General features: G+C 42.7%; 14 protein-coding genes. 4 read left to right on the forward strand and 10 right to left on the reverse strand.

What is annotated here, in order from left to right; translation table 11 throughout:
- Positions 1-4 precede the first annotated feature (4 nt).
- From hemL to hemA, 5 genes are all read right to left on the reverse strand, one after another.
- Complete coding sequence (gene hemL, locus BDD43_RS25810; protein ID WP_121201085.1) at positions 5-1,375, reverse strand: glutamate-1-semialdehyde 2,1-aminomutase; 1,371 nt, start codon at positions 1,373-1,375, stop codon at positions 5-7.
- A gap of 257 nt (positions 1,376-1,632) precedes the next feature.
- On the reverse strand, positions 1,633-2,604 hold the full coding sequence (hemB, locus tag BDD43_RS25815) for a porphobilinogen synthase (RefSeq protein ID WP_121201087.1): 972 nt from the start codon (positions 2,602-2,604) through the stop codon (positions 1,633-1,635).
- Between the two features lie 99 nt (positions 2,605-2,703).
- Entirely contained in the window at positions 2,704-4,278 is a 1,575-nt protein-coding gene (hemC, locus tag BDD43_RS25820) for a hydroxymethylbilane synthase (RefSeq protein ID WP_121201089.1), read from the reverse strand.
- A gap of 94 nt (positions 4,279-4,372) precedes the next feature.
- Entirely contained in the window at positions 4,373-5,206 is an 834-nt protein-coding gene (locus tag BDD43_RS25825; RefSeq protein WP_121201091.1) for a hypothetical protein, read from the reverse strand.
- Between the two features lie 188 nt (positions 5,207-5,394).
- Complete coding sequence (gene hemA / locus BDD43_RS25830; RefSeq protein ID WP_121201093.1) at positions 5,395-6,627, reverse strand: glutamyl-tRNA reductase; 1,233 nt, start codon at positions 6,625-6,627, stop codon at positions 5,395-5,397.
- 183 nt (positions 6,628-6,810) lie between these two features.
- Here hemA and BDD43_RS25835 point away from each other — a divergent pair, with 183 nt between their 5' ends.
- From BDD43_RS25835 to BDD43_RS25845, 3 genes are read left to right on the forward strand one after another with little or no spacing between them, the layout of a single operon-like run.
- Positions 6,811-7,182 (forward strand): DoxX family protein, encoded by a 372-nt coding sequence (locus tag BDD43_RS25835; RefSeq protein ID WP_121202129.1) that lies wholly within the window; start codon positions 6,811-6,813, stop codon positions 7,180-7,182.
- 30 nt (positions 7,183-7,212) lie between these two features.
- Positions 7,213-7,701, forward strand: a complete 489-nt coding sequence (locus BDD43_RS25840) for an RDD family protein (RefSeq protein WP_121201094.1) — start codon at positions 7,213-7,215, stop codon at positions 7,699-7,701.
- On the forward strand, positions 7,698-8,531 hold the full coding sequence (locus BDD43_RS25845; RefSeq protein ID WP_121201096.1) for an alpha/beta hydrolase family protein: 834 nt from the start codon (positions 7,698-7,700) through the stop codon (positions 8,529-8,531). Before BDD43_RS25840 ends, BDD43_RS25845 begins: the two co-directional genes overlap by 4 nt.
- A 150-nt stretch (positions 8,532-8,681) precedes the next feature.
- Here the strand turns inward: BDD43_RS25845 and BDD43_RS25850 are convergent, their stop codons facing one another.
- Positions 8,682-10,418: a thiamine pyrophosphate-dependent enzyme gene (locus BDD43_RS25850; protein ID WP_121201098.1), complete on the reverse strand. Its 1,737-nt coding sequence runs from the start codon at positions 10,416-10,418 to the stop codon at positions 8,682-8,684.
- 98 nt (positions 10,419-10,516) lie between these two features.
- Here BDD43_RS25850 and BDD43_RS25855 point away from each other — a divergent pair, with 98 nt between their 5' ends.
- Complete coding sequence (locus BDD43_RS25855) at positions 10,517-10,849, forward strand: hypothetical protein (RefSeq protein WP_121202130.1); 333 nt, start codon at positions 10,517-10,519, stop codon at positions 10,847-10,849.
- Here BDD43_RS25855 and BDD43_RS25860 read toward each other — a convergent pair.
- From BDD43_RS25860 to BDD43_RS25875, 4 genes are all read right to left on the reverse strand, one after another.
- Positions 10,833-11,990 carry an acyltransferase family protein gene (locus BDD43_RS25860; RefSeq protein WP_121201100.1) on the reverse strand — a complete coding sequence of 386 codons (1,158 nt, stop codon included), beginning with the start codon at positions 11,988-11,990 and terminating at the stop codon, positions 10,833-10,835. The two genes, BDD43_RS25855 and BDD43_RS25860, sit on opposite strands and share 17 nt — an antisense overlap.
- A gap of 49 nt (positions 11,991-12,039) precedes the next feature.
- Positions 12,040-14,109 (reverse strand): (E)-4-hydroxy-3-methylbut-2-enyl-diphosphate synthase, encoded by a 2,070-nt coding sequence (gene ispG / locus BDD43_RS25865; RefSeq protein ID WP_211339734.1) that lies wholly within the window; start codon positions 14,107-14,109, stop codon positions 12,040-12,042.
- Between the two features lie 129 nt (positions 14,110-14,238).
- Positions 14,239-14,697, reverse strand: coding sequence for a type II toxin-antitoxin system VapC family toxin (locus BDD43_RS25870; protein WP_121201104.1), 459 nt, complete (start codon positions 14,695-14,697; stop codon positions 14,239-14,241).
- Positions 14,697-14,912 carry a hypothetical protein gene (locus BDD43_RS25875; protein WP_121201106.1) on the reverse strand — a complete coding sequence of 72 codons (216 nt, stop codon included), beginning with the start codon at positions 14,910-14,912 and terminating at the stop codon, positions 14,697-14,699. The genes BDD43_RS25870 and BDD43_RS25875 overlap by 1 nt, the downstream gene beginning before the upstream one ends.
- Positions 14,913-15,078 lie beyond the last annotated feature (166 nt).

The following is a 15,078-nucleotide window of genomic DNA, read 5'->3' on the forward strand; positions in this document are numbered from 1 at the left end:
CAGCTTACTTTTTGAATACCAAATCTAAACTTTCAAATATAGCCCTTTTTGCTTTCTCTAATTCAACTTTGCTGTGTGCCGCCGAAATAAAGCCTACCTCGTAGCCCGATGGCCCCAAATAAATACCACGGTTTAACAATTCGCGGTGCATTAATTTAAATTTTTCCATGCTGGATGCCTCAATTTCTTCGGCACTACGGATGCTTTCTTTATCGGTAAAGGCAAACCAAAATATGGAGCCTACGCTAAACACTTTAAATTTATAACTGCGCGCGGTGGCAAACCGCTGGATAGACTCGGTAAACTCCTGTGTTTTTCCGTTCAAATCCCGGTAAAAACCCAGCCTCAATAATTCTGTTAATTGCGCTATACCTGCAGCCATAGCAACCGGGTTGCCCGATAACGTACCTGCCTGATAAACTGGCCCCTCGGGCGATATATTGCTCATTACCTCTTTTGATGCCCCGTAGGCGCCTACCGGTAAACCACCGCCAATAATTTTGCCGTAGGTAACCATATCAGGCTTAATTTGGTAAAAGCCTGCGGCTCCCTCAAAACCAACACGGAAACCTGATATTACTTCGTCGAAAATTAACAGGGTTTGGTTTTGGGTGCAAATTTCGCGCAAAAATTGCAGGTACTCTTTTTCCTGCAAAAGCAAACCGTTATTGGCCGGGATGGGCTCAATAATTACGGCAGCTATCTGATCCTTAAATTCGTCAAATGCTTTTTTTATGGCTTCCCTGTCGTTTAAAGCCACAACAATGGTTTCATCGGCAAAAGATTTTGGCACGCCTGCCGATGAGGTTTCGCCAAAAGTTACCAGGCCCGAACCGGCCTTTACCAGCAATGCATCAACATGGCCGTGATAGCAACCTTCAAATTTTAATATTTTATCGCGCTTGGTATAACCGCGTGCCAAGCGTATTGCCGACATAACGGCTTCGGTACCCGAGCTTACGAAACGTATTTTTTCGAGGTACTTGTTGTTTTTTAATATCAGTTCGGCCAAATCGTTTTCTAAGGCGGTTGGCGCACCGAACGACATGCCGTTTTGCATTACCTCGGTTACCTTTTCGCGCACGCGGGCATTGTTATGGCCCAAAATAAGTGGCCCCCACGAACAGCAAAAATCAATAAACTGGTTACCATCGGCATCCCAAATATGGCAGCCATCGCCCTTTTGAATAAACAGCGGCGTACCGTAAACCGATTTAAATGCCCTTACCGGCGAATTAACACCGCCTGGGAAATACGTTTTTGCTTTCTCAAATAATTCGGCAGATTTTTCCCTGCTGATATCCGGCTTGCCTGTTGTGGTTACCGGTACATCACCCTCATTTCCCGAAAATATCTTTTTAAATGAATCGAACATGCTTTTTAGGATAAAGGCTGAAAGCTAAAAGCTAAAAGGCGCCTCTTGTAATATTTATAATCGTTTACTATCAACCGTTTCAAAAAACCTTTCAGCTTTCGCCTTTAAGCTTTTACCTCTTTTATAATCGTATTATTGTCAACCGTTTCAAAAAACCTTTCAGCTTTCGCCTTTAAGCTTTTACCTGTTTTATAATCGTATTATTGTCAACCGTTTCAAAAAACCTTTCAGCTTTCGCCTTTAAGCTTTTACCTCTTTTAAATCCACCCGTTAACCAAAACCTCTTTGGCGTGATAGGTTAAAATTGCTGTTGCACCTGCGCGGCGTATACTGGTTAATACCTCAACCGTGGTACGCTGCTCATTGAGCCAACCATTTTGGGCTGCGGCCTTTACCATGGCATACTCGCCACTTACATTATACGCTGCAACGGGCAGTTCGGTATTATCTTTAAGTAATTTAATTACATCAAGGTAAGCCAATGCGGGCTTTACCATTAAAAAATCGGCACCCTCGGCTTCGTCTAAATTGGCTTCTATTAATGCTTCGCGCTGATTGGCGGGATTCATTTGATAGGTTTTTTTATCGCCAAATTTAGGTGCCGACTCTAAAGCATCCCTAAACGGGCCATAAAATGCACTGGCATACTTGGCCGAGTACGACATAATGGATACGTTGCTGAACTTATGATCGTCGAGTACGTTACGGATGTAAGCTACCCGGCCATCCATCATGTCCGACGGGGCAACAATATCTGCGCCTGCCTGCGCATGGGCAAGGGCCATTTTGCCTAATATTTCGAGCGTTTCATCGTTTAATATCTCGCCGTTTTCAACAAGGCCATCGTGCCCGTCGCTACTGTATGGGTCCATTGCAACATCGGTTACAACGCATACTTCGGGGAAATTCTTTTTCACTTCGCGTATGGCGCGCAGGTATAAGCTTTGCTCGCGATGGCTTTCGGTTGCATATTTATCTTTTAATGCCTCTTCGATGTTTGGAAACAGATCAAAAGACATTAAACCCAATTTGGCGCAGGCCTCAACCTCGCGCAACAAATTATCGATAGAATAACGGTAGATGCCCGGCATTGATGCAACTTCCGTTTTTTTGTTAGCGCCATCAATAATAAAGAGCGGAAATATCAAATTAGCTGCGCTAATATGCGTTTCCTGAACCATTTGGCGTATTACCTCACTTTTCCTGTTTCTTCTTGGTCGTTGTAGCATAAAGCCCCCTCTAAATCTCCCCCGGTAGGGGAGACTTTTTATTTATCACTTATTTTTATTTTTCAATAGCCCTCCCTACCGGGGAGGGTTGGGTGGGGCCTACATCCCAAATACAGCTTCGGCTAAACCCACTTCATCGGGCGAAAACGGCAGCTTGTATGGTATACCCATTTCGTCGAACTTTTTGCCTGTTGATTTACCAATGGCAATCACTTTTTGATTTGGTTCCATCAAATTATCTACAAAATAAGCATCAACATTTGATGGACTGGTGAAAACAACTATATCGGCATAGGTTTTTTTAATATTATCGAGTGCTACGGTTTCGTAAACGGGCAGGTCGATAATTTTGGTATCGGCAGATAAAGCCTGGTGTATGCTGCGCATAGGGCTTTCGGCACCAGGGAAAAGCACGGTAGTACCGTTTGCCAGTTTAGCAAATTCGGTTGCTACATCGGCACTGTCAATGCCTTCGCCGGTATAATCGGCTAAAACACCTAAGCGGCGTAACGTATTTTCAGATCCGCTACCCATAACCCCAAATTTTACGTTTTTAGAGAACTGGGGTTTTAACTCAAAAAAGTATTCAACCGCGTTTTTGCTGGTAAAAAATATCCAGTCAACATTTTTTAAAATATAGGGGTCGAGCTTGGTAATAACGGGCACGGTGCGTATTAACGAGCGCGCCTCAACTGCTATCCCCAATTTTTCGACAGCCTTCCGGAAATAACTTTGGTCGGACAGGTCGCGCGAAATAAAAACCGATTTAACAAACTGGCGGTTTTTATCAAAATAAGGCACAATTTTTTCGGCCAAACCCTCGGTGGTATCACTCTCTAAATATAACCTATCCGGAAAGGCCTCGCCTTCGTCGGCCTTAGAGGTAAATACCTGGTAAACACCATCGTTCTTGCGGCAATAACAGCCCAAAGGCAGGTGGCAGCCCCCGCCAAATAACTGGAGCAACTTACGCTCAACGGCAAGTTCTTGGGCAACATCTGCATGGTGTAATACTTGCAGAGCCTCAAAAAGTTCGGTATCCTGCTCGCGTATTTGTATGGCTAAAACGCCCTGTGCGGGTGCGGGTATCAGTTCGGTTGGGGCAAGTTCTTCAACATGCAGGTCGCTCAAATCAAGGCCCAGCCGTACAACGCCGGCTTTGGCTATCATTATGGCATCGTAACTTTCGTTACGCAATTTGCCAATGCGTGTTGGCACGTTGCCCCGTAAATCTTCAATTTCCAAATCGGGCCTTATGGCCAGCAGTTGCGCCTTGCGGCGATTAGACGAAGTACCAACAATGCCACCATATTTAACCGATAGTTTTTGATGAACATCAACACAATCCTTCAATATCAGCAAAAGTTCGGCAGGGTCTTCCCTTTCAGAAACTGCCGCTATGATAAGCCCCGGAGGGTTTTCGGTAGGCAAATCTTTGTGCGAATGCACAGCCATATCTATAGAGCCTTCCAATAATTCTTCTTCAAGTTCTTTGGTAAAAAAACCTTTACCTTCAAGCTTATCAAAACTTAAATTCAGTATACGGTCGCCCATGGTTTTAATAATTTTAAGCTCCGCTTCAATATTTTTTTCAGCCAGCCTATCCTTAACAAAATTTGCCTGCCATAAAGCCAGGTCACTTCCACGCGTACCAATAATGAGTTTCCGATCCAATTTTTATTTTTTTTTTGCAACGCAAATTTAACTTTTAAATAGAGTTAAGCGCAATTTTTGTTTTAATGTGAAGATAGTTTGACTAAACAATAAATTAGTACTGAGGAATATTTTTATTACTGCGCCCTCTATATATTCTTAATAAGCTTTCGAGCTTGCGCCTATCAATGTCGAGATCGCCAATATCAAGCCGTTTCGCCCCTGATGGGTTATCGTAAACAAAATAATGGTGCCTTGTTTTACCGGTTTGTACCGCTATTACGTCTTCATTATATATTTCACCCCATTCGTAAAAAGGGATTTCGAATGTTCTAATTCCTTTGTTGCTCAATACAATTCGAGGTGTATTATTTTTATGTTTTTTGATGCCAAAATAGGTGATAAATAAACCTATTACAATTATTGCTGCCCCTAAAAAATGAGTGTCTGGTTCAATAAAAAAGTAAGTACTGCCGCATACCATTGCAATACCTAATATAATTTCGCCAAGTGTTTTCTTTTTTGAATAGTGAATTTCTGTTTCGTCGGCAACTGAATAATCTTCAATAAAAACATCCGGTTGGGCTAATTTATATTGCAAGCTATTTAGCTTTCTTTTGTCGGCGGCGGTACGTATTTCTGTCTTTTCAAAAAAACTACCATCTTTCCAAATCAATTTCTCTTTTACCGCACGTTTTTTTAGTTCGTTTACGTTGCTTACATTTTCAAATGCCCATATACGCCAGCGCGTTATCATTACACTCCAATACAACCAAGCCAAAATAAAACTGGCTACTATCCCTATAAATATAAAATATGCGGGTGGTTGAAATTGAACAAACATGTAAGCTGTTAGGCACATTACACCTACCATAATAAAAGTAACAGGCAAATTAACAATGCGATGCCCCCTTTTTAAAGCTTCGTCAACAGTAACGGTTTCGTACATATCAGCGGTTTTTATACTACTAATATAGCGCAGAAAAAATGTTCGGAAATTTTTAAAATAAACTAAACCTGGTGTAATGTTAATCGTGTAATAACGGAGTCTTTAGCCCCAAGTCTTAAGTTCTAAGTCAAAAAGAGAATAATCTAACTTTTGACTAAATACTTAGTACTATTAACTAAACCTGGTTGTTAATTATGGGTATTGTTCACAAAAATTTCTTTAGCCATTACCATAGGTACGCTAATGTATTTTTTTTCCATGTAGTCCATAATTTTTTCTAGTACCTCGCGGCTTTGTACATCCAGGGTTTCTACCTCGTCGGCAAAAACGGAGTTTAATGCTCTGTGCCTTATTTCCTTAATTTTTTCGGGAACCTGGCGCATGGCTAACTCTATCTGGCGTTGCTTTAACAGGGGCAAAAACTCGCCTATGTTGTTTTCAATAATGCGTTCGGCGTGTACCAGTTCCTGGTAGCGCTCTTGCAGGTTATTTTTAGCAACCTCGTTAAGCGAGTGTACCTCGATAAAGTTTACCGGAAACTGCTCCAATACCTCGGGAGCGGTATCGTTAGGGATGGCTAAATCAACAATTGTTTTTTTGTTGGTTTCGCCGTTAAGCAGTGTACTGTAAATTTCGGGTGTTATAATAGGGCTCACGGCCGATGTACAGGTAATAATTACATCAAAACCCTGATTAAAGTTTTTCAATTCGTGTAAATCAAAGGCTTCGCCACCTAAATCGGCAGCCAATGCCTGCGCTTTTGATAAGGTGCGGTTAAATACCGAGAAGTTTGAAAATTTATGTTTTTGAAGGTATTTTGAAATATTGCGGTTAGTTTCGCCGGCTCCAATAATTAATACCCTGGCATTGGTACAAAGTTTAAGGTCTTTTAATTTGCGATAGGCTAATGATACTACCGAAATTGGTTTGCGTGCTATCAGCGTATCGGTGTAAACCTCTTTAGCTGTTTTTACCACGCGGCTCATCACCATTCGCAGGTAATCGCCGGTAAGGCCTGCTTCTTTACAGCTTTCGTATGCTTTGCGCACCTGGGCCAGTATTTCTTTTTCGCCAACGATGAGGCTTTCGAGCGAGCACGACATTCGGAGTAAATGATTAAGCGCTTCCTGATCCTGATAGATAGATACGCCGCTTAAAAAAGCTTTCATATACCCGTCGCAAATACCAATTTGCAGGGCTTCAATAAATTTTTCGGTAAAGTCTTTATCAACGGCATGCGATGTTGCCATTACAAACTCAACACGGTTGCAGGTAGCCAGGTAAAAAAGCTCCGGAATTTGAAATTCAGCTTTGAGCTGTTGAAGTTTTGGAGTGAGATTTTCCTGACAAATAACCAGTTTACCCAGTTCTTTCAGTTCGATCTGCTTGTGCGTAAAAGCTATAATTTTTAGATACTTCAAAACAGTTTAAATAAGACCCCACAAAAGTAATATCCCCACAACGATGCAATGTCAACACTTTGTCAAACAACTTCAATTTAGAATGGTTATAAACTAAGCCTAAACGCAGTTTGTTTGCACTATTGGGGCATAAATAAACGTAAATATATCCAAAGCCAACAGGCCAAAACAAAATATTATACTATGCAGACAATTAAAACAACATGCCTTGTAATTATGATAATTGCCTACATTTTTGCGGGCGCAAACCACTTCCGCAGTCCCGATGGATATATCAAAATTATACCACCCTATTTGCCCTACCCGCAACTGCTCAACATGCTTGCCGGCGTTTTTGAAATAACCTTTGCCCTAATGCTCATATTCCCCGCTACACGGCAACTGGCCGCCTGGGGTATTATTTTAATGCTGATAGCTTTTATGCCCGTACACATTTACATGCTGCAAAATGCACCCATGAAAATGGGCGGTCTTACCGTTACCAGGGCCATTGCCTTAATAAGGCTACCCTTGCAGGCGGTACTTATAGCCTGGGCATGGTGGGTTGGTAAATAATAACTGAGGAAAGATGCTAGATAAATAAGAATGGTTAACTTGCTTATCATTTACATGGACATGGATCACGACTTTGTAGCCACTAAACCTTATTTAAAGTTAAGAATATTTGCTACTCTTATTGACTATGGGATATATATAACTCTTTTTTGCTTTTATATTACTTTGGTTGGTAAAGAAACAGGCCCAGGCACCTCGACCGTTACAGGCTTACCCGCCCTCCCCTTGTTTTTATTTTGGCTGGTTTATTTTGTTGGCCTTGAAGCCATATATGGAGCTACACCCGGACATGATGTTTTTAAATTGAAAGTAACCAAAGTAACCGGTAGCAAAATTAGCTTTGCCGATGCCTTTAAACGTAGACTTTGCGATCCATTAGATATTTTTATATGGGGTTTACCAGCTATTATTTGCATTTTAAAAACAGATAAACACCAAAGAATAGGCGACCTTTTTGCTGATACTATAGTTGTAAAAAGAGATGCTATAATCGCCGATAAATTAGTTAATACCTTATGATAAAAAAAGAAACCTATACCATACCCGGTGCCAAAGGCCGCAACATGCTGATGGACCTTACCTTTAACGATGCTAACCCCAAAGCTCCCTTGGTAATATTTGCCCATGGTTTTAAGGGGTTTAAAGATTGGGGAACGCATAATATGGTTGCCAATTATTTTGCAACGCATGGTTTTAGATACTTGAAGTTCAATTTTTCGCACAACGGAACCACGCCTGACCAACCTGTTGATTTTGTTGACCTGATTGCTTTTGGAGATAATACCTTCTCGATAGAACTGGACGATTTAAAGGCCGTTATAGATTTTGCCTGTAACGGCACAGCCATACCTGCCGCCAACGAGGTTTTTTTAATTGGCCACAGCATGGGCGGCGGCATTAGTATTATAAAGGCTGCCGAGGATGGCCGGATTGCCAGGTTGGTAACTTTTGCATCTATATCGGTATTTTACAACCTTTGGGCTAAAAACGCGGAGGCACAATGGAAATTACAAGGTGTAATGTATGTTAATAATGCGCGCACCAACCAGCAAATGCCTTTACATGTAGGTATACTAAACGATTTGGAACAACACCCGGGCCGCCTTGATATTATTAAACAAGCGGCTAAGGTAACGCAACCCTGGCTCATTTTTCATGGCGATAAAGATACCAGCGTACCACTTAAACACGCCCAAGATTTACACACCGCGCAACCAAACGCCAAACTGATAATAATGAAAGGTGGCGACCATGTTTTTGGAGCCTCGCACCCTTATACCGAAGATACTTTACCTAAACCGCTTTTGGAGTTTTGCGAGATGAGCGTGGCGTTTTTTTCTGAACCGTAATTTTTGGAATTATATAATTACCAGAATGTGATTTAACTCCCTCAACTGTTGTTAGTACGAGTGATAGCGGGGCAATCGCACGTAAGCAAAGTGGGCGAAAATGCTTACGTGCGGTTGCTTCATTCTTCGCAATGACAAGTTTTTCAATAATCAAAACACATCCTTCAAGTGTTTGTAATTAGCCTTTACGGTATCTAAAACCTCTTCCATACGGCCGTTTAATACAAGCTTGGTCATGGATAGGGCCATGCCTTTTACCTGTTCAAACTCTATTTTGGGTGGCATGGCAAGGGCATTAGGGTCGGTCATCACGTTAATGAGCACCGGGCCGTTAAAGGCAAAGGCTTCTTGTATAGCTTGTTTTACATCATCGGGGTCGTTCACGGTTACACCTTTTATGTTCATGGCTTTGGCTACGGCGGCAAAATCGGGGTTTACCATCTCGGTTTGCCAATCGGGCAGGCCGGCTACCTCCATTTCAAGCTTTACCATACCTAACGAGCGGTTGTTAAACACCACAATTTTAATGGGCAGGTTATACTGTGCAATAGTTGCCATATCGCCAAGCAGCATAGATATTCCACCATCGCCGCAAAGGGCAATTACCTGCCTATCCGGATAGGTGAGCGATGCGCCTAAGGCCTGCGGCATAGCGTTGGCCATTGACCCATGATTAAACGAACCCAGCATAACGCGCTTGCCTGTTGCGTTAATATACCGCGCCCCCCATACACAACTCATGCCCGTATCAACGGTAAAAATGGCATCGTTATTAGCTTGCTTATCAATTACCGAAGCCAGATATTCGGGATGGATGGCACCTTTGCGGCCAGCATCCTTAATATAGGTTTGCATTTTTTCTTTTACATAGGCATATACTTTTAGCTGCGCCTTTAAAAAACTGGCATCCTCTTTACGGTGTAACAGCGAGTGCAAAGCAGTCAAAGTATCTTTAACGTCGCCGCAAAGGCCAACGTCAACTTTGGCGCGGCGGCCAATGCGTTCGGGCTTTAAATCTACCTGTACAATTTTGCAATCAACGGGCATAAACGGCGTATACGGAAAATCGGTACCGAGCAACAACAGCAAGTCCGATTCGTGCATGCTGTGGTAAGCGGCAGGCAGGCCCAAAAGGCCCGTCATGCCAACTTCGTAAGGGTTATCATACTGGATATGCATTTTTGCGCGGAAAGTATAGCCAACAGTTGCTTTCAGTTTTCCGGCAAGTTCAACCACTTCGTCGTGAGCATCTTTGGCACCTATCCCGCAGAAAATGGTTATTTTTTGATGTTGATTCAGCAAATCGGCCAGGCTTTGCAGGTCGGCATCGGTTGGCCTTATGGTGGCTTCGTTTTTAAAAATCTTGGTTCCGGTGGGGCTTTCTTCGGCAGTTTGCATGGTTAAATCGCCGGGAAGGCCCAGCACTGCAACACCTTTTTTATGTAAAGCATGTTGTATGGCAGTTTGCAACATGCGCGGAAACTGCTTTGGCGTGGTGGCAATCTGGTTGTAATAGCTACAATCGTCAAACAATTTAATGGTGTTGGTTTCCTGGAAATAATCGGTACCAAACTCAAAGCTGGGCACGGTTGATGCTATGGCAATTACCGGCGCGCCCGAGCGGTGGGCATCGTACAAACCATTTATCAAATGCACATGGCCCGGGCCACTGCTGCCTGCGCAACAGGCAATTCCTTCAAGCTGGGCCTCGGCACCGGCTGCGTAGGCACCGGCTTCTTCGTGCCTAACATGTATCCATTGAATTTTGCCGTTTCGCCTAACGGCATCATTAACCTGGTTTAAACTATCGCCGGTAACGGCATAAATTCTTTTAACACCGGCATCTACCAACATTTCAACCAACTGATCGGCTACATTTTTCGACATGATACAATCTTTTATCTCCTATCATTAACGGCAGATTAACAAACAGGTTTTAATTCATTTTTAAAATAAGTAGTTTTATGTTTTTAAACGATAAACTTATGACGAACCAGCAACCCGCCAACCTGGTTATAGTGGCTTATAAACCCAAGCCCGGTAAAAGCCAGGAATTAAAAACACTGGTTACCAACCATGTGCCTAACCTGGATAAACTGGGCCTGGTTACCCAGCGCCAACCTATTATAGTTGAAACAGCCGACGGTACCATTATTGAAGTTTTTGAGTGGTTAAGTGCCGATGCCATACAACAGGCGCACAGTAACCCCGGCGTGCATGAAATTTGGACCGCCTTTGCCGAAGTTTGCGATTACGTACCGCTAAATACCTTAGCGGAAGCTGCCGATGTGTTTGCCACCTTTACTCCTTTAAATTAGCGCCAATATTTACGGCATTTAAAAGCGGGTATCTGGCTACTAATTTTGCCCCCATTTTTTGAAAGGGCTTCTCAATAAAAACAAACATCAGGTGCGCCAGCGTTACCGAGAGTGCAAGCGTTATAACGAAAATATAACCCAGGCTGTACGTAAACCGGTTTGAAAATATGGAGCTTACAGCAATAAGCACCGGCATATGTACGAGGTAAAAACTATACGATATATCGCCCAGAAAAGTTAATGCCCGATGCTCAAAAAACCGGGTTAATTTTTGTTTGGCTATCACTATTATTACTATAATACAACTGCCAACGGCTATGAGGTAATTGCTTAAAACCGATATGGGGTGAGATATTAAATGCCTATCGAGCGGTAATAATTCGAGGTTGTTGTTATACAATAGTACAGCAAGCAAAAGGGAGGCAATTACGCCAATTACGGGCCAGGTGCTAATTTTTGATAGGAGGTAATCTTTATATTTAGCCATTACTACGCCCATATAAAATACGCTAAACACCCACGAATCGTACTGATAGGTTAGCCAGGTGATGATAACCAGCAGGCCCACGTTTAAAATTGCGCTGTTGCGCGAAGTGATAATGATGAAAAAGGGCAGTATGACAGACATCTTCATCTCTATCACTAATGACCATACCGGAGGGTCTATCAATTTACTGTCAAAATCGGGCCCAATCAATAGCAGCGTTTTTAAAGTTTGCGCTATGCTGTCGGCATCCCAGTTCCACGTCCAAAAGCTTTTTATCCATTCCGAAAAAGCAATCATGCCGTGGGGTACAAAAAAAAACTGTTTTAACAGCAGCGAAACCAAAATGGCAAAAATAAAGGCGGGGTAAATGCGGAAAATTCGTTTTACATAAAAGGCGGTTAAAAACAGGGTTTTTTGTGCATTAACAAAGGGTAAGCTTATTACAAAACCACTCAACACAAAAAAAAACATGACCGCCGATGTGCCATTATATAACACACCCAAAGGTGTTGCCTTTACCGCATTAAAAATAAACATGCTGAACTGAATGCCCCAAAAATGACCGATAAAAACAAACAAGGCCGCCAGGCCCCGTAAGCTATCTAACTGTTTATACCTGGGTTGGCTTGGCGGGCCAGGTATTGCTGCTTCCATTATCAATTATTGGGTTGTATGGGTTGTTAAACGTGGGGCACTTTAATGTTTATTGTAACGCGGGCTCTATCCAGTTACCATCGTTTTTAATAATATCAATTAATTGGTCTAAGGCGTTGCGGGCACTTACATTTTTTTGCACCACCTCTTTACCGCGGTAAAGGGTAATTTTATCGGGGCCGGCACCTACATAACCGTAATCGGCGTCGGCCATTTCGCCGGGGCCGTTTACTATACAACCCATAATACCAATTTTCAAACCTTTTAAATGGCTGGTTCGGCTGCGTATCATCTGGGTGGTTTCTTGCAAATCAAACAAGGTACGGCCACAGCTTGGGCACGATATATATTCGGTTTTTGAGATGCGCGACCGTGTAGCCTGTAATATACCAAAAGCTGTTGACGTAATAGTTTTGGTGGGGATGGCAGGAGCATCTATCCAAATGCCATCGCCAAAGCCATCAACCAGTAAGCCGCCTAAATCTGTACCGGCATAAAGCTGTAGTTTTGATATAGGCTCCTGCGCACTGGTAATATCACCAAACTTGCTTAAATCAAATTCGGTTTCGGGGTATGTTCTTTTGATGATAACGGGTACATCCAGACCTATTTGTTGCAGCTTAAAAAACAAGCTGCGCTGATGTTGCATAGCATTAAGGGCGTTGGTTTCTAAAACAAAAACCAATGTTTTATCTAAGGGAATGGAACCAAAATCATCTGAATCCATATCTTCCGGATCGATAGTTACCAGATTAAGGGCATGGTCGCGTGTATCGGCGGCTATATATCCGGCCAAGGTATAAAGCGGGTGGCAATTGGCTTTGTTAGCCAGCGTTTGCCAGGTTTTATAATTATAAAGCTGTTTTAAGTTACCTGGAAAACTAAACGATGGCAAGGCATCGGCCAGGTAAACAAAATCCACAGATTGCTCGGCCATGTTGTACTTATCCAACAGAGGGTTGTATAAATACCCTGCATCGTTCAGCACAGCCGGGTCTTTGAGGTTTTTTGCCGAAAGATCAATCACCACGCGCGGCACCATATGGCCGCCTATAAAAGTATTGGCCTCGTAGGTTTCGCGTTTTTGGTATTGATAAGGGTTGTGATTTAAAGGGGAAAGGGGAAAGGTTAAAGGGGAAAGGTTTTCGATTTCATTACCTTTAACCTTTAACCTTTCACCTTTCACCTCTAAAATTTCACCTTTCGCCTCTCTCACCACATACCTGTTTACCAGCGCTATAGCCACGGGAGCTTCATATTCGGGTTCTTCGGTTAGTGATACACGTACTGTGTCGCCCAGGCCATCTTCCAGCAGGGTGCCTATGCCTACGGCAGATTTGATGCGGCCATCTTCGCCATCACCTGCTTCGGTAACGCCCAGGTGCAGCGGATAGTTCATGCCTTCGGCAACCATAGTTTCAACCAGCATACGGTAGGCTTGCACCATTACCTGCGGGTTGCTCGATTTCATGCTGATAACGAGGTTATAGTAATTCATATTCTCGCACATGCGCATAAATTCCATTGCCGATTCTACCATGCCGCGCGGTGTATCGCCGTATTGGCTCATAATCCTGTCGGACAGCGAACCATGATTAGTACCAATGCGCATAGCAGTACCGTACTCTTTACAAACCTTTACCAGGGGCGCAAATTTGGTGTAAATACGGTCGAGCTCGGCCTGATATTCGGATGGGGTATATTCTAACTGGTCAAATTTCTTTTTATCGGCATAATTGCCGGGGTTAACGCGCACCTTTTCAACAATGCGTGCCGCAACCTCGGCAGCGTTGGGGGTAAAATGAATATCGGCAACCAGGGGTACTTTGCAGCCCCGGTTTAATAATTCTTTTTTTATATCGGCCAGGTTTTGGGCCTCTTTAATACTGGGTGCCGTAATGCGCACATACTCACAACCGGCATTAACCATACGGATGGTTTGCTCAACCGTGCCCATGGTATCCATGGTGTTGGTGGTAGTCATGCTTTGGATGCGGATGGGGTTATTTCCCCCCATAGGCACATCGCCAATAAAAACCTCGCGGGTTACAAAACGCGAATAATTGGTAAGCGAGTTACAGTAACGGCCCTGAAGGGCTTTTATAGCTGAAGCATCCATATTGCAAATATAACCATTAGCCCCCTAACCCCCTAAAGGGGGAACAAAAGTTTATGTAGTTATTACAATTAGCCCCCTAACACCCTGAAGGGGGAACAAATGCAATACTTTAAGAATATAACTTCCCTGCTAAAAAAATTGCCTAAAGTTTTCGGGTAATATTTTCCTTACGGGAAAGAATATGTTGTGCAGGTGGTCAAAATCATTATCAGTTGTTATGAGTTCTAAACCTAACAAAGCGGCCAGCGAAGCGATCCATAAATCGTTTTTACCCATATTTCTCGGGGTGTCAAACTGATATTGTTTAAAATTTGGATTTAATCGTTGTGAATAGGCGTCTATTTCTGCATAAATATCAACGTAGGACTGGCCTATCTCTACAATATTGATACCGTCTAAAAAATCATGTAAAATATCCGCCCTTTTAACACCCCAGTTATTTTTTAACGCCAATGATTTAATTTCGGCTTCGGATGCTACTGAGATATATAATGTTGCATTGTGAGGATTAATAAAATCTACAAAACTATCGGTATCCCTGGTTCGTGAAATAAAAAGGAGAATATTAGTATCCAGTAATAAATTCATCACTTATCATTGGCCATTTGCTCCATTAAACTTCCCCATTCTTCTTCTGTAAAAGGTTCCGGCTTGGGCGATTTTTTTAGGGCTTTCTTAAGCGTTTCGTTGTTCTTGCCCGATTTAATACCAAATGCTGTGGTTCCTCCGGCAGCAATAATTTCTTCGGGAGAAACGCTTTTGTGAGTTCTGATTCCGTTTTTATCTGATAGATTCGTTTTCATATTCGCCTCCTTTCTATAGTCAAATATAAGCATATTTCAGGCGCAAAAAAACATCAGAATTAACGCCACTTGACCTTATTAATCCGATGCGTTGAAGAAGCCAATGCCGATTCTACAGAAGCAGTTGCAGGCAAGCTCAAATACAAACTGGTAAAGCAGAAAAAAT

Origin of the sequence: Mucilaginibacter gracilis (assembly GCF_003633615.1) — a bacterium.
Lineage (GTDB): Bacteria > Bacteroidota > Bacteroidia > Sphingobacteriales > Sphingobacteriaceae > Mucilaginibacter > Mucilaginibacter gracilis.

What these genes read in the sequence shown, in the direction of transcription:
- BDD43_RS25870 (WP_121201104.1), bottom strand. Translation starts at nt 14,697, where the DNA reads ATGAATTTATTACTGGATACTAATATTCTCCTTTTTATTTCACGAACC.
- BDD43_RS25875 (WP_121201106.1), bottom strand. Translation starts at nt 14,912, where the DNA reads ATGAAAACGAATCTATCAGATAAAAACGGAATCAGAACTCACAAAAGC.
- BDD43_RS25835 (WP_121202129.1), top strand. Translation starts at nt 6,811, where the DNA reads ATGCAGACAATTAAAACAACATGCCTTGTAATTATGATAATTGCCTAC.
- BDD43_RS25845 (WP_121201096.1), top strand. Translation starts at nt 7,698, where the DNA reads ATGATAAAAAAAGAAACCTATACCATACCCGGTGCCAAAGGCCGCAAC.
- BDD43_RS25840 (WP_121201094.1), top strand. Translation starts at nt 7,213, where the DNA reads ATGGTTAACTTGCTTATCATTTACATGGACATGGATCACGACTTTGTA.
- BDD43_RS25860 (WP_121201100.1), bottom strand. Translation starts at nt 11,990, where the DNA reads ATGGAAGCAGCAATACCTGGCCCGCCAAGCCAACCCAGGTATAAACAG.
- BDD43_RS25855 (WP_121202130.1), top strand. Translation starts at nt 10,517, where the DNA reads ATGACGAACCAGCAACCCGCCAACCTGGTTATAGTGGCTTATAAACCC.
- ispG (WP_211339734.1), bottom strand. Translation starts at nt 14,109, where the DNA reads ATGGATGCTTCAGCTATAAAAGCCCTTCAGGGCCGTTACTGTAACTCG.
- BDD43_RS25825 (WP_121201091.1), bottom strand. Translation starts at nt 5,206, where the DNA reads ATGTACGAAACCGTTACTGTTGACGAAGCTTTAAAAAGGGGGCATCGC.
- BDD43_RS25850 (WP_121201098.1), bottom strand. Translation starts at nt 10,418, where the DNA reads ATGTCGAAAAATGTAGCCGATCAGTTGGTTGAAATGTTGGTAGATGCC.
- hemB (WP_121201087.1), bottom strand. Translation starts at nt 2,604, where the DNA reads ATGCTACAACGACCAAGAAGAAACAGGAAAAGTGAGGTAATACGCCAA.
- hemL (WP_121201085.1), bottom strand. Translation starts at nt 1,375, where the DNA reads ATGTTCGATTCATTTAAAAAGATATTTTCGGGAAATGAGGGTGATGTA.